12 protein-coding genes are annotated in these 11,272 nt (G+C 64.9%); 4 read left to right on the top strand and 8 right to left on the bottom strand.

All coding sequences use genetic code 11. The features are described from left to right. Positions 1-10: 10 nt before the first annotated feature. Positions 11-1,396: an adenylosuccinate lyase gene (gene purB, locus AC3WPZ_RS22530; RefSeq protein WP_492441640.1), complete on the top strand. Its 1,386-nt coding sequence runs from the start codon at positions 11-13 to the stop codon at positions 1,394-1,396. Here purB and AC3WPZ_RS22525 read toward each other — a convergent pair whose 3' ends face one another. Then, positions 1,397-1,819, bottom strand: a complete 423-nt coding sequence (locus AC3WPZ_RS22525) for a DUF3717 domain-containing protein (protein WP_291111565.1) — start codon at positions 1,817-1,819, stop codon at positions 1,397-1,399. A gap of 442 nt (positions 1,820-2,261) precedes the next feature. On the opposite strand from AC3WPZ_RS22525, the gene AC3WPZ_RS22520 reads away from it, so the two are divergent. Next, positions 2,262-3,014 carry a TerC family protein gene (locus AC3WPZ_RS22520; RefSeq protein WP_382152949.1) on the top strand — a complete coding sequence of 251 codons (753 nt, stop codon included), beginning with the start codon at positions 2,262-2,264 and terminating at the stop codon, positions 3,012-3,014. A 94-nt stretch (positions 3,015-3,108) separates the two neighbouring features. After that, entirely contained in the window at positions 3,109-3,459 is a 351-nt protein-coding gene (locus tag AC3WPZ_RS22515; RefSeq protein WP_492441638.1) for a phage holin family protein, read from the top strand. 26 nt (positions 3,460-3,485) lie between these two features. Here the strand turns inward: AC3WPZ_RS22515 and AC3WPZ_RS22510 are convergent, their stop codons facing one another. After that, positions 3,486-5,180 carry a M48 family metalloprotease gene (locus AC3WPZ_RS22510; protein ID WP_492441636.1) on the bottom strand — a complete coding sequence of 565 codons (1,695 nt, stop codon included), beginning with the start codon at positions 5,178-5,180 and terminating at the stop codon, positions 3,486-3,488. Positions 5,181-5,237: 57 nt separating this feature from the next. Between AC3WPZ_RS22510 and moaC the strand changes: the two genes are divergently transcribed. Further along, on the top strand, positions 5,238-5,753 hold the full coding sequence (moaC, locus tag AC3WPZ_RS22505; RefSeq protein WP_492441634.1) for a cyclic pyranopterin monophosphate synthase MoaC: 516 nt from the start codon (positions 5,238-5,240) through the stop codon (positions 5,751-5,753). Here the strand turns inward: moaC and AC3WPZ_RS22500 are convergent. The 6 genes from AC3WPZ_RS22500 to AC3WPZ_RS22475 form a co-directional block, all read right to left on the bottom strand. Next, positions 5,714-7,252 carry a PglL family O-oligosaccharyltransferase gene (locus AC3WPZ_RS22500; protein ID WP_492441632.1) on the bottom strand — a complete coding sequence of 513 codons (1,539 nt, stop codon included), beginning with the start codon at positions 7,250-7,252 and terminating at the stop codon, positions 5,714-5,716. The two genes, moaC and AC3WPZ_RS22500, sit on opposite strands and share 40 nt — an antisense overlap. Positions 7,253-7,256: 4 nt before the next feature. Next, positions 7,257-8,030 carry a TfpX/TfpZ family type IV pilin accessory protein gene (gene tfpZ / locus AC3WPZ_RS22495; protein WP_492441630.1) on the bottom strand — a complete coding sequence of 258 codons (774 nt, stop codon included), beginning with the start codon at positions 8,028-8,030 and terminating at the stop codon, positions 7,257-7,259. 66 nt (positions 8,031-8,096) lie between these two features. Beyond that, positions 8,097-8,615, bottom strand: coding sequence for a pilin (locus AC3WPZ_RS22490; RefSeq protein WP_492441628.1), 519 nt, complete (start codon positions 8,613-8,615; stop codon positions 8,097-8,099). Positions 8,616-8,805: 190 nt separating this feature from the next. Next, positions 8,806-9,609, bottom strand: a complete 804-nt coding sequence (locus AC3WPZ_RS22485; protein WP_382152928.1) for a 3',5'-cyclic-nucleotide phosphodiesterase — start codon at positions 9,607-9,609, stop codon at positions 8,806-8,808. A 187-nt stretch (positions 9,610-9,796) separates the two neighbouring features. After that, positions 9,797-10,426: an FHA domain-containing protein gene (locus AC3WPZ_RS22480; protein WP_382152925.1), complete on the bottom strand. Its 630-nt coding sequence runs from the start codon at positions 10,424-10,426 to the stop codon at positions 9,797-9,799. A gap of 50 nt (positions 10,427-10,476) precedes the next feature. Next, the gene (locus AC3WPZ_RS22475; RefSeq protein WP_382322316.1) at positions 10,477-11,262 is read right to left on the bottom strand and encodes a Stp1/IreP family PP2C-type Ser/Thr phosphatase; all 786 of its coding nucleotides are present in this window, start codon (positions 11,260-11,262) and stop codon (positions 10,477-10,479) included. Positions 11,263-11,272 lie beyond the last annotated feature (10 nt).

Below are 11,272 nucleotides of genomic sequence, written 5' to 3'. Positions count from 1 at the left end.
CGCCCACACCATCCCCGGCGCCCCCAGCGCCATTTCCGCCCTGTCGCCGCTCGACGGCCGTTACGCCGGCCGCCTGGCCAGCCTGCGCCCCTTCATGAGCGAGCAGGGCTACATGCACCGCCGCGTGCAGGTCGAGATCGCCTGGTTCATTGCGCTCTCCGACGCCGGCCTGGCCGAGTTCAAGCCGCTCTCGCCCGGCGCGCGCACCTACCTGCTGGGCCTGGTGAAGAACTTCAGCGAAGCCGATGGCCAGGCCATCAAGGACATCGAGAAGGTCACCAACCACGACGTGAAGGCGGTCGAGTACTGGATCAAATCGCGCTTCGAAGCGCGTCCTGAACTGGAGAAGGCCGCCGAGTTCGTGCACTTCGCCTGCACCAGCGAAGACATCAACAACACCAGCCACGCCCTGCAGCTCAAGGGCGGGCGCGACGCCGTGCTGCTGCCCGCGCTGGACGCGGTGATTGACAAGCTGCGCGAAATGGCCCACGCCTACGCGGCCGTGCCCATGCTCAGCCGCACGCACGGCCAGACCGCCAGCCCCACCACCGTGGGCAAGGAAATCGCCAACGTGGTGGTGCGCCTGAGCGCCGCACGCGACCGCATCGCCGGCGTCAAGCTGCTGGGCAAGATGAACGGCGCCGTGGGCAACTACAACGCCCACCTGAGCGCCTGGCCCGAGTTCGACTGGGAGGCTTTCAGCCGCAACGTGATCGAACAGCCCGAGCCGCTCGGTCTGGGCCTGACCTTCCAGCCCTACAGCATCCAGATCGAGCCGCACGACTACATGGCCGAGCTGTTCGACGCGGTCGCGCGCACCAACACCATCCTGATCGACCTCTCGCGCGACATCTGGGGCTATGTGAGCCTGGGCTATTTCAAACAACGCCTGAAGGCGGGCGAGATCGGCTCGTCCACCATGCCGCACAAGGTCAACCCGATCGACTTCGAGAACGCCGAAGGCAACCTGGGCCTGGCCAACGCGCTGCTGCGCCACCTCTCCGAGAAGCTGCCCATCAGCCGCTGGCAGCGCGACCTGACCGACTCCACCGTGCTGCGCAACATGGGCGTGGCCCTGGGCTACGCGGTGCTGGCCTACCACTCGATGGGTGTGGGGCTGGGCAAGCTCGAACTCAACGAGGAAGCCATCGCCGCCGACCTCGATGCGTCCTGGGAAGTGCTGGCCGAGCCGATCCAGACCGTGATGCGCCGCTATGGCGTCTCGGGCGCCTACGAAAAACTCAAGGAAGTCACGCGCGGCAAGACCGTGACCGCCGAGGCGCTGCACGAACTCATCCGCAGCCTGGACATTCCCCAGCCCGAAAAAGACCGCCTGCTGGCCATGACCCCGGGCAGCTACGTCGGCAAGGCCACCGAGCTGGCGCGGCGCGTCTGACTACCGCCCGGAACCGGGCTCTTCCAGCGCGCGCTCGGCGTAGCGGTTGAAGCGCCAGGCGTCGCCTTCGATGGTGATGCGCCGCCAGCTGGCGCGTTTCTCACCGGGGGTCATCTCGGTCCAGCGCTGCACTTCGTCGAAACGCCGGCCACAGCCCTTGCAGACCTCGTCGCCCTGGCTGGTCGAGCAGATCGCGATGCACGGCGTGTCGGGCGTGGTTTCGTACCAGGCCAGCCAGGCCTCGCGGGCGCGGGCGGGCAACGTGGCCTCGTCGGCCTCGGTCTCGTGGAACCAGATCATCAGCGCATACACCTCGGCCAAAGCGCGAAGCTCCTTGCACAGGGAGACACCGTCTGGCGAGGGTGAGCGCTCACGCCAGTAATTGATCGCGGCTTCGATGTCGGTGATGTGGATGCCGGCCATGGGGTGTGGATCATAGCCAGTCTGGCCCTTCGATGAACGCACCGGCAACCGGAACCAACCCCGGCCTTGTGGTAACTGCGTACCCGTCCCAGGCACCGGACGCGGTAACGGCCCGCTACAATCGCGGGTCTCGAAGGGGAGTAGCTCTCCGCTCCAGCGCTTGCCGCTGGACATTCGGGTTGTCGTCAATACGAAGCCACCGCTTCCGGCAACCCGGGCCCGGCAATCACCTTGCCGGGCTGAGCAAGACCTTTGATAGGCCCCATGGGCCGATCAAGGCATGTCCATCCCCTTCGCCAGCGCAGTTGCGCCATTGCGGGCGGATGACACAGCGCCTTCCGATCGACCATGGTGGTCGATACATGAGAAGAGAAGGCCGGGCGGATGGCGACGAGATCGGCTCGCGCCCCCACCCATTTGGACAAACGACAACGAGGAATTTATGGATTTCCTGACATCGCCCGCGTTCTGGGTCGCCCTGGGACAGATCATCATCATCGACATCCTGCTGGGTGGCGACAACGCGGTCGTGATCGCGCTGGCCTGCCGCAAGCTGCCGCCCGCACAGCGCACCAAGGGCATCATCTGGGGCACTTTCGGCGCCATCGTGCTGCGGGTCATCCTGATCGCCTTCGCGATGACGCTGCTGACCGTGCCGTTCATCAAGCTCGTCGGCGCGCTGCTGCTGGTGTGGATCGGCGTGAAGCTGCTGGCCCCCGATGACGAGGCGCATGGCGACATCCAGGGCAGCGACAAGCTGTTCGCCGCCATCAAGACCATCATCGTGGCCGACCTGGTGATGAGCGTGGACAACGTGATCGCCATCGCCGGTGCCGCTCAGAACGCGGGCGAGCACTCGTTCCTGCTGGTGGTGCTGGGCCTGCTGATCTCCATTCCCATCATCGTCTGGGGCAGCACCATGGTCATCAAGCTGATGGCCCGTTTCCCGATCATCATCACCCTGGGCGGCATGCTGCTGGGCTGGATCGCCGGTGGCATGCTGGTCACCGACCCGGCCTTCGTCACCCCCGACAAGTGGACCTTCATGCCCAAGCTCGGCACGGTGGATGAGAAGGGCATGGCGGTCATCTCCGACACGCTGTACTGGTCGGCCCACGTCGTCGGTGCGCTGTTGGTGCTCGCACTGGGCAAGTGGATCTCCTCGCGCCGTCCGCCGGTGGTGCACGAAGGCTGATCCGGCCTTCCGAGGTCCTGACACACCAGGGCGGCGTCCGACAGGGCGCCGCCCTTTTTCATGTCGGCGGGCCGCCGGTGCTATGCTGGTCCGCATGAAACTCATCCTGACCTGGCTGCTCGCGGCCTGCGCCCTGCTGGTGGTGGCCTACATCTACCCCGGCGTGCAGGTGCAGAGCTTCACCTCCGCCCTGATCGCCGCGGCGGTCATCGGCCTGTTCAACGCCGTGCTGCGGCCCATCCTGGTGATCCTGACCTTGCCCGTCACCATCGTCACGCTGGGCCTCTTCCTGTTCGTCATCAACGCCCTGATGTTCTGGGCGGCGTCGGGTGTGCTCGATGGCTTCCGCGTCAACGGCTTCCTGGCCGCGCTGCTGGGCTCGTTGATCTACTCGGTGTTGATGCTGCTGGTGAGTTCCGCCATGCGCTCCATCGGCTCGCGCTGAGCCGATCGGTCGGCCCGTCGCCGGGCCTACTTCTCTTCGCGCACGGACTCGCGCAACTGCGCCTCGACTTCACGGCGGCGGCTGTCCACGATGGCCAGTTCCATGCCGTCCGCGCGTTGCGCGGCGGGCAGCGCCTGGGCCGCCTTGAAGCGGTCCACCGCACCACCGAAGTCCAGATGGGCGGCACGCGCCTCCGCCTCGGCACGGATGGCGCGCATGGTCTGCCCTTGCACGGCATAACCCCGTGACAGCGTTTGCCAGGCCACCGCGTCGCGCGGCTGCAGCGCCACCCAGGCCTGCAAGCGGCTGACCGCGCGCTGCGGCTGACCGGTGGCCAGCGCGGCCTGCGCACCGAGCAGGGCACTGGCGCGGGAGGTTCCCGCCAGGGCCTGGTCGCGCAGTTCCGCCAGCAGGGCCGCCTGCGCGGGAGGCAGGGAAGGCACACCGCCCGCGACGGGCGACAGCAAGATGTCGAGCAGCAGCGCATCCACCGTGGGGCGCGCCTCGGGCGCCACCGCCGTGCGCAACTGCTGCGCCAGCTCCAGAGCCAGATCGCGCTGCCCCAGGCGCAGTGCCGAGAGCGCGGCCGCGTAACGGTCGCCGGGCGAGGCATTGGCCGATCGGCCATTGGCGAGCCAGGCGCGCTGCCGATCAGGACCGTTCTCCGCCAGCACCCTGGCGCGCGCCGACACCAGCACGTGCACGCTGCGCGAGGGCATGGGCAAGCCCACGGAGGCGCTGGACGCGCCCCGCGCGCCTGGCAGGTCCAGACGCAGGCCCAGGGGAGCGGCCGGTGCGGTGGCGCCGCTGGCATCCGGCGTGGTGGCCTTGATCGGGCCCACCTGGCCGCCTGCCGCCGCGGCCGGCCCGGCGGGCACCCGGGACCGCATGTCGGCAATGCGCTCCCCCGTCAACGGGTGGCTGCGCAGGTAGGGGAACGAGCCGTCGTCGTAGCGCGAGGACTGCTGCATCTTGTCGAACATGCTCACGAAGCCCAGGCCGTCAAAACCGGCGCCCGTGAGGACGCCAAAACCCACGCGGTCGGCCTCGCGCTCCATGTCGCGCGAGAAGTTCAGCTGCGTCTGTGCCGCGACGGCCGTGCTGCCCGCGATCGCGGCGCTGGCCACCTGCGGGTTGGACCCGGCCGCCAGCGCGCCCAGAATCATCGCCCCCATCATCCACGGCGCCATGCGCTCCTCGCGCGTCATCATGCGGGCGATGTGGCGCTGCGACACGTGGCTGAGCTCGTGCGCCATCACCGAAGCCAGTTCCTCGGACTTGTCGGTGATCGCGATCAGGCCCAGGTTCACGCCAAGGTACCCCCCTGGCAGGGCGAAGGCATTGACGCGCTTGTCGCGCGAAACCACCAGCTCCCAGGCCAGGCGCTCGGCCAGTTCGGGCGGCACGTCACCTCGATCGCGCGCCGCGCCCAGCAGGGGCTGCCACAAGGCCTGCAGGTAGTCGCCGAGCACCGGATCGTCCAGGTAGTCCGGATCGCGGTAGATGTCGCGCGCGATGCGGTCCCCCAGGCGCCGTTCGGCCGCGATGGACATGCCATCGCCGTCGCCCAGGCTGGGCAGCGAGGAGGTGGACGTGCCGTCACGGACCGGCTGGGCGATCGAGGCCGGTGTGGGCAGCAGCATCGACGCCATGGCCAGCACGCCCAGGCCCAGGGCGGTGCGTCGAACAGGGGAAAGCAGCGACTTCGGTAAAAAACGCATCCCCGTATGATGCCGCCAACGCCCGACGGTTCTGTAAAGCCCGCGAAACAAGCCCCCATGACCGATACAAAAGCTTCCTCTCCCCTGACTCACTTCGACGCCCAGGGCCAGGCCCACATGGTCGACGTGGCGGCCAAAGCCAGCACCCACCGGGTGGCCGTCGCGGAAGGCCGCATCACCATGTTGCCGGCCACGCTGGCGTTGATCCAGGCGGGCACCGCGAAAAAGGGTGACGTGCTCGGCATCGCGCGCATCGCCGGCATCCAGGCCGCCAAGAAGACCAGCGACCTCATTCCGCTGTGCCATCCGATCGCGCTGACCCGCGTGGCGGTGGAATTCGACATCGAACCCGAGTCCCACAGCGTGCGCTGTCTTGCAACCGCCGAATGCACCGGTCAGACCGGGGTGGAAATGGAAGCCCTGTCAGCGGTGTCGGTGGCGCTGCTCACCATCTACGACATGTGCAAGGCCGTGGATCGGGGGATGGTGATGTCGGACGTGCGCCTGCTCGAGAAGCGTGGCGGCAAAAGCGGTCACTTCGTGAGCAACTCCAAGCCCGCCTCGCCGGCCTGACCAGACGCGGACCGCTGCAGCTGGAGCCATTCCTCGTATTGCTCGGGCCAGGTTGCCCGATAACGCGCTATGTAGAAACGGACCACATCGGTCTTTCCCATCAACGCAGCCGACTCGATCACGCGACGGATGATCCGGGAGTCTGGCGCGATGTGCAGTGCGGCCAGCGAGGCCTGCAGCATGGGCGCGGCGCTGTCTGCGTTCAGTCCGGTCCCCACAACCTGTGCGATCAGCACATGCTCCCTGAACAGCAAGGTATCGCGCGATTTGTTGAAGGTGTTTTCCTTGAAACTGGCCATCCGCATGTGGTCCGGCAGATAAATCTGACTGACCTTGTGGTAATCCCACGCCACAAAGCCGATCACCAACAGCGACAGTGTCGATACGGCCGTCCGGGCGTATGTCAGTGCGGCACCCTTGGGTGCGCCTAGCTCATCATTTCCTGATCGCATGCGGTAGATCTGCCACACCGCCAGCAAGGCCATCAACTGGAAAACGCCGTACCACATCGGGTACTCCAGCAGGCTGTGCAGAAACAGTAGAACCAGCACGCCCCAGAAGAACCGCTCCTTTGGCTCGCGCACCGCCCACGATCGAAGCTTGAAGAGCGCATACGCCAGAAGCGCACACAGGAGCGTTGCCAGGGGAACGCCCAGTGTGACGGCTAGATGCAGCGGGAAATTGTGGGCGTTGGACAGTTTGTCGCAGAAGCGCGGGCCGGCATAGTCGGTGATGAAGTGGGCATACATCAGCTCGCCCGGGCCCCAACCTGTCAAAGGCTTCTGCGAAATCAGCTCGAGCATGTTGCCCCACAGGATGAGACGGCTCTGGCAGCCGGTTTCACCACTCAGTCGACTCAGGAGCTTACGGTCAATGTCGATGCCGCGCAGCACCCAGGCTAGCCACGCCAACACATCGGTGGCAGCCAGATACAGCCCCCATCCCAGTGCGAGGATAGGCAGCACGCGCCACCATTGGCGAGGATGCCAATACAACAACAATGTGGAAATCGCCAGAAGATGCAGCATTCCGGTGCGCGAGGCCGTCGCGGCCAACGCGATGATCAACAGCACCGTCATCCATGTCGCGTGCCATGCGGTCAGCCGCCGTTGCATCAATAACCACCAGACGCTCAGCAAGCCCACGGCCAGCAGAGAAGCGAGCATGTTGGGCTGATGCACGTTCGCGATCACATGACCTGGCACCGTGGGTGCGACCCACGGGAACAACCCGTTTTCCAAGTCGAAGTACTGTAGCAAACCTAACACCGCACTGCCAAGCGCCGCCAGCAACCAGCCGCTCGCGATCGCCCGCCCGGCATCCTCTCCCAATCGAGGCAACAAGGGGAACAGCAACGCTCCGGCCGTCCAGGCTGAGAGGTTGGGCCACATGGACGAATCGGGTCCTATCAGCAGCGGCCAGAACCACGGCGCCGCAACCAGCAGGCTGCACAGACCTATCGCGGCAATCGAAAGCGGTTGTTGGGCTTGCTCAGGCATAGTGTCACCACCCATCCAGATGGAGATATCCACAAGGTTGACCATCGTCTCGGCGGACGAGCACCACCCAGTCGGTGATCTGTTCGTGCACCAGTGGCAGGAACCCGACTTGGTCATCTGTCAGCTGCAGCTTTGCCAACCTGGCATCCAGCGCTGCGCCGCCTTGCGGATTCTTCTGGCGCAAAGCGCCGATGGGCTTCAGCGCCTGCTGCAGTTCGGGCTTCTGTTCTTCAAACGGGCGCCAGCGAGAAGGGCGAAAGGCGGGATGCAGACCATGAATAGCCAGTTGCAGGCTGTTGAGATGGTCGGCATCACCCATGCGAGCCAGCCTCACACCTAACCATCGTGGACCGCCATACCCCAACGAGCGCAAAGATTCGGCGGCGTCCTGAAGCGCCTTACGGTCGACGTTCTGAGCCTGCACAACACGGAACCGATCGCCTTCGAACGCCACGAACACCGGTCGCGCGGCGGCCACCTGAACCAGGCCATAAATCAATGCACTCAACTGAGTGATGGCGATCAGCGCAATGTCCACCCGCCACTTCCAACGCGCTTTGGCTGAGTCGTACAACACCAGAGTCAGCAAAGGTCCACACACCACGTCGACCGCCATCAAGATGATGAACAGCGCCCCTCCCCCCGTAATGTTGTGAAAGGGAGAGGGGTACCAAACACGAAATACCACCCATGCCACGACGCTGGCGACCAGCAGGCTCAACAACAGGTGCAGGAATGCGGGTTGTGCGGCGGATCGAATGCGCGGAACCAGGGCCATGGTGTCAAGAGCCTCCAAAAGAAAGAGCGCCGAAGCGCTCTTTCTTTTGCATTGCGAATCAAGAGTTTACTTACATTCAGCAGGTGCGAAACGGGCTTGCAGGTCACCAGCGGTCACACCAGTGAAACCGTTGGCGGTGGCGTTGGCTCCGGCGGCGGCACAACGCCATGCCACGGATTGAGCGGGAGGCGTGAAAGGACCGGCAGAAGCATCAGGCAGACCAGAGCCGGCCGGGGCGTTGGGGGTGATGGTCAGGGTACCGCCACCAGCTGCTGCGGTGGTCGTCACGGTGATCACGCCGGTGGCGGGCGCGATCGCCACGCTGGTCACGTTGCGCGTTGCGGCGGGCGCCGTGTAGCCGGTGGCGTAACCGCTGGCCGATGACTGGGGGTTGCCGGAGGACAGCACGTCCTGAACGTTAACCTTTGCAGCCGAAGCAGCGACTAAGCCTTCCGACACGCGTGCGCGCACGGTGTAGTCCTGGTATGCCGGCAGTGCAACAGCGGCCAAAATACCGATGATGGCCACCACGATCATCAATTCGATCAGGGTGAAACCTTTTTGCAGGGAATGCTTCAGCTTCATGTGGAAACTCCTAGGAGACAGAGGTTGGGGTAAAGACGCATCCTTATCAGCAGACACCGTGCCAGCCCGAAATGCCGCGCTTTTTGAGGTCTTTTTAGCGCTTTACCCTGCATCAGTGACATTTGGTGACCCCTGCATCGACATGCGACCGACAATTTTTGTCACCTCGCCCTCAGGCAACGGCTTTTTGTCACAGTTCGAAGGTCTGCCCCGCGCTGAGCCAGCGGATGTCGTGGCGCGCATCGCCCGTGTGGTTGGGCGCTTCGTCGAAGCGGCGGATCTCTTCCATGATCAGGCCGGTTTCCGCCGGCTTGGTGTGGGTGATGTAGATCGGATAGCGCTGGCGGCCATCGATCTGCTCCAGTTCCTGCGCCAGCAAGCTGGGGGCCAAGTGCAGGCTGCGCTGCGCGAGGGCGTGCTCCCGGTCGCTGAAGGCGGTTTCGATCACCAGCAGGGCCACGGGGAGCTGGTTGACGCGCTGCCAGAACGCCGGGTTGCGCCCGGTGTCGCCACTGAAGACCCAGTGGCCCGAGGCGCTGGCGGCGGCAAAGCCGACCGCCGGCACGGTGTGCACCGCAGGCAAGACCTCGACCGACTTGCCGCCGACATGGAGCACCTCGCCGACCGCAATGGACACGAAGCGCATGAGCGGCGTGTCCACACTGGGAATGGCGGAGAAGTCGGGCCAGATCAGGTTGTTGAAGATGTGCACCTTGAGCGCGGCGATGGTGCCGGGCAGCGCGTGCACCTGCAGCGGCGCAGCGCCACTGGCCAGGCGCCGGGCGGCCACGGCATCGAGCATGAGGGGCAGCGCGGCCACGTGATCCAGGTGCGAATGGGTGAGCAGGACGTGGTCCACCCGCGCCATCTCATCCAGGGTCAGATCGCCCACGCCGGTACCGGCGTCGATCAGGACGTTGTCGTCGAGCAGAAAGGACGTGGTGCGGCAACCATGGGCGATGGCGCCAGAGCACCCCAGTACGCGGACCCTCATTTGGCAGCTTTGGCAGTGGCATGGCCGGGACCGCCGGCACATTGGATGGGGAAACTGGCTGCCTCAACCCGAACAAGCCGGGTTGGCAACCGACTGCCGAAGGCTACCCGTTTGACCAGGCGCCGGAAAGGACTTTTTTGGCATTTCTGCCGATGGCCGCCATGCCCAGGCATGGCTCGGGTTCGTCTCAGTGCTGGACGAACTGCATCTGCGTGCCGGCCAGTTCCAGCAGGTCGCCATGGTGCAGGTTCACGGCGTCGGTCCCGATGGGGCTGCCGTTGATGGTGGGCTTCTGCGTGCCTTCGACCAGGGCCACCACATAACCATGGGGCCGGCGCGTGATGGCCGCCACCGCCACACCGGGTTTGCCAATGGTGGTCACCACCTTGACCAGAGGCACTTCACGACCGGCCGCGGTGCCGGACATGACCTTGATCGCGGCGTTGCCCAGCGGTGCGCCCTGGGAGTCGCCGGCCTCCACCACGGAGCCGGCGTTGATGACGGTGGTCTTTTCGTAGGTTTCGCTCGCGCCTTCGTGCACGAACTTGATCTTGTACTTGCCGATTTCGACGGCATCGCCGTTCTGCAGCTGCTGCTTCTTGATCGCCTTGCCGTTGACGTAGGTGCCGTTGGTGCTGTTGAGGTCTTCCAGAAACACGTCCATGCCCGACATCTGCATCACGGCATGCTCACCGCTGACCGCGAGGTTGTCGATCACGATGTCGTTGTAAGGACGCCGGCCCAGCGTGGTGCGGTCTTTCGTGAGTTGCACTTCCTTGATGACGACACCGTCGATGGAAACGATCATTTTCGGCATGGCCGACTCCTCTGGAACCTATTGATTGAATTCTGAAATGGCGCTGGCGACTACTTGCCGAGCATCCGCGAGAGCAGGCCTTTGCGGATCGGCTTCGATCGAGCATACGCCAGTATCACCGAAATATTGTCGCGTCCACCGCAGTCGTTGGCCCCGTCCACCAGGGCCTGCGCCTTTTCCTCCAGCGTGCCCGCGGTCACCAGAATGGCGGCAATGCGCTCGTCGCTCATCATGTCGCTGAGCCCGTCGGAACAGAACAGATAGAGGTCTTCGTCCTCGACCCGGTACTCGTTAACCTCGAGCAACACCGTGTCTTCCACCCCCAGGGCGCGGGTGACCAGGTTCTTGTGGGTGGCGTACTGGGCCTGCTCCAGCGAAATGAGCCCGGCGTCGATCTGCTCCTGCAGCAAGGAGTGATCCCGCGTGATCTGCACGAAGCTGCCGGCGCGCAGGCGGTAGCAGCGCGAGTCGCCCACATGGCCGATCATGGCGCGCGCGCCATGGAACACGCCCATGACCAGGGTGGTGCCCATGCCGGCGTATTGCGCGTTGGAATTCGCGGCGTTGAAGATGGACCGGTTGGCGTTGTCGATGCAGATTTCCATGGCGCGCTTGAGTTCGCGCGCGCTGGCCTCATGCCCCCCCTCGGACATCCATCGCCCGAGCTCGGTCCGGATGAAGGTGGTCGCCATCGCGCTCGCGACTTCACCCGCGTTGTACCCGCCCATGCCATCGGCCAGCACCACGATCTGGTTGTCGGGATCGAGGGCCACGGAGTCCTCGTTGTTGTCCCTGACCAGACCCGGATCTGTCAGACAAAAATACTCAAAAATCATATTGTTGGAT

It is taken from the genome of Hydrogenophaga sp. FW305-3-2-15-A-LB1, assembly GCF_058787875.1.
The sequence above is the reverse complement of the archived record's forward strand: the minus strand, read 5'-3'. Positions and strand labels throughout refer to the sequence as shown.

Excerpts from the sequence above, each read along its gene's own strand:
- AC3WPZ_RS22525 (WP_291111565.1), bottom strand. The coding sequence starts at position 1,819 with ATGGCCGGCATCCACATCACCGACATCGAAGCCGCGATCAATTACTGG.
- AC3WPZ_RS22520 (WP_382152949.1), top strand. The coding sequence starts at position 2,262 with ATGGATTTCCTGACATCGCCCGCGTTCTGGGTCGCCCTGGGACAGATC.
- AC3WPZ_RS22515 (WP_492441638.1), top strand. The coding sequence starts at position 3,109 with ATGAAACTCATCCTGACCTGGCTGCTCGCGGCCTGCGCCCTGCTGGTG.
- AC3WPZ_RS22510 (WP_492441636.1), bottom strand. The coding sequence starts at position 5,180 with ATGCGTTTTTTACCGAAGTCGCTGCTTTCCCCTGTTCGACGCACCGCC.
- moaC (WP_492441634.1), top strand. The coding sequence starts at position 5,238 with ATGACCGATACAAAAGCTTCCTCTCCCCTGACTCACTTCGACGCCCAG.
- AC3WPZ_RS22500 (WP_492441632.1), bottom strand. The coding sequence starts at position 7,252 with ATGCCTGAGCAAGCCCAACAACCGCTTTCGATTGCCGCGATAGGTCTG.
- tfpZ (WP_492441630.1), bottom strand. The coding sequence starts at position 8,030 with ATGGCCCTGGTTCCGCGCATTCGATCCGCCGCACAACCCGCATTCCTG.
- AC3WPZ_RS22490 (WP_492441628.1), bottom strand. The coding sequence starts at position 8,615 with ATGAAGCTGAAGCATTCCCTGCAAAAAGGTTTCACCCTGATCGAATTG.
- AC3WPZ_RS22485 (WP_382152928.1), bottom strand. The coding sequence starts at position 9,609 with ATGAGGGTCCGCGTACTGGGGTGCTCTGGCGCCATCGCCCATGGTTGC.
- AC3WPZ_RS22480 (WP_382152925.1), bottom strand. The coding sequence starts at position 10,426 with ATGCCGAAAATGATCGTTTCCATCGACGGTGTCGTCATCAAGGAAGTG.
- AC3WPZ_RS22475 (WP_382322316.1), bottom strand. The coding sequence starts at position 11,262 with ATGATTTTTGAGTATTTTTGTCTGACAGATCCGGGTCTGGTCAGGGAC.